Below are 1,730 nucleotides of genomic sequence, written 5' to 3' on the forward strand. Positions count from 1 at the left end.
AGAGATGATCGCTATACCGTAGATGGTGAAAAAATCATTTAATGGGCGGCGAGACTCCGTATGCGAAGTGTGGTCGTGTAAAAGGAGACGGGCTTATTTCAATCTCTTTTGATTAGAGTTGGAAAATAAATCTGACACCTTTCGTTCATCAACTTTTCTGAGCTGGATACGTATCACCCATGATCGTAATTGACATTTCATCTGATTTTACATCTTTTATGCTATTTATAACTAGTTCAGGTATTTCTGATTTTTGAAATAGAAATAAAAAAGCTCGAAATAAAGACAATCTTTTATAAGGCTGGCCGCTAAATAGTGATGGGTTTTTAAAATTTTATCAAAGGTTGGGTAATTTATCTTTTCAAGTTCTGGAATGTCCGCGTAGCCTTGCTTAGAGTCGTCAATTTTGCATTCGATAATAAATGAGTTTGCGTGTTTGATGAATTGCTCCGGAAACTCATCGTTGTTTATCGTTATTTCGTATTTTTTGTTTTCCGCCCCTTTTGTCCGATGATTTATTTTTTGAATTTGTTGGTTCTAATTGTTTAGCTGAATTTTTTCTTAAGTTTTTCTAGCGTTATGTCTAGATTAAGCTCTTCCACCTGTTTTTGTGTAGCGCACCAAGAAATGATAAAGGCGGCAGCGTCTTTAAATGGCAATGTGACGTGGCTATCCATAAATTCAAAAGCAATTCCATCTTTCAGGTATTCAGGGATATTTTCTGGATCTTCGTCCGTGCTTATATATATCCCAGACATTTCTATGCCAAAGCCATGCGATTTAATTAGGCTTTCTAAAGCTTTTGGCAAAAAACTAGAGTTTTGTAAGGATGATGACTCCAGTAAGTCTAGTAGATAATTGTTGACTATGCCGCGTTGCTTTTCTGAAAGCTGTTCTATGGTCATCATCTATTTCATCGTTGGGTGAAAATTTTTGGCGGTTGTTAGTGTTTCATCTAGGTAGATCCTAAATGTTATACTGTCGTGAGATGCGCTATACATTCGATTACCACTAGCTCGCGCCTGCTTGGTGGGAAAGGGGACGGATTTATTTTATGAAAAGAGGCTTTGCAAAAGGAATGTTTTCAATCTCTATTGATTAAAAAGGGGCGGGCTGCAAAATAAATATTTCCTCTTTAATTGGTTCGCTTTAATCACGTTAACCTAGAGTAGGGATTCAAAGGGTGGGGTAATATTAGATGAAAGCTTTTGGTGTTTTTCCGCTTGCTCATATGTTGGTTGGGTGGATGGATATTTCTTTTGCAATAATATCTACGAATATGGGCAGGATAATTTTTTTTTGCTCAATAGAAATTAATATTATCGCATCCCCAATTTTTAATACACCGCAACCGTCGTCCTCAATAGCGATTAACTCTCCTGTGATGTATGTGAATCCTAGATTGAAGGATATAGAAGGTGCGTTTTTTGTGGAGGGAATCAAGTTTTCACCCCAAATGAACTCATCATCTATATTGATTTCGACATCAAGTTTTTTATTTGCTTTAGGGGGTGAGTCTTTACATACTGACAAGCCTTTTCCATAGGGCGTTGAATATTCGACAAGTATTTTATTGTGCGTGCTTTTAACTATGCTTGCTATCGTAATAACCATTTATTTTGTTTCTGGTAGTGCTCGTATTACAGTGTTGTCGATATTCATTACATGTTTATCAGATCTAGTTGGGTGATATCACCCTGACAGTTGGGCTCATATTTTCAGGTCGAAAA

2 protein-coding genes are annotated in these 1,730 nt (G+C 36.8%); both read right to left on the reverse strand.

Going from position 1 to position 1,730, the window contains the following annotated elements; all coding sequences use genetic code 11:
- Positions 1-545: 545 nt before the first annotated feature.
- Positions 546-908: a hypothetical protein gene (locus tag HT737_RS29605; protein ID WP_182403921.1), complete on the reverse strand. Its 363-nt coding sequence runs from the start codon at positions 906-908 to the stop codon at positions 546-548.
- Between the two features lie 319 nt (positions 909-1,227).
- The gene (locus HT737_RS29610; RefSeq protein ID WP_182404598.1) at positions 1,228-1,614 is read right to left on the reverse strand and encodes a hypothetical protein; all 387 of its coding nucleotides are present in this window, start codon (positions 1,612-1,614) and stop codon (positions 1,228-1,230) included.
- Between the last annotated feature and the right edge of the window lie 116 nt (positions 1,615-1,730).

The organism is Pseudomonas sp. MD195_PC81_125, from assembly GCF_014060985.1.
Classification (GTDB): Bacteria; Pseudomonadota; Gammaproteobacteria; order Pseudomonadales; family Pseudomonadaceae; genus Aquipseudomonas; species Aquipseudomonas parakoreensis.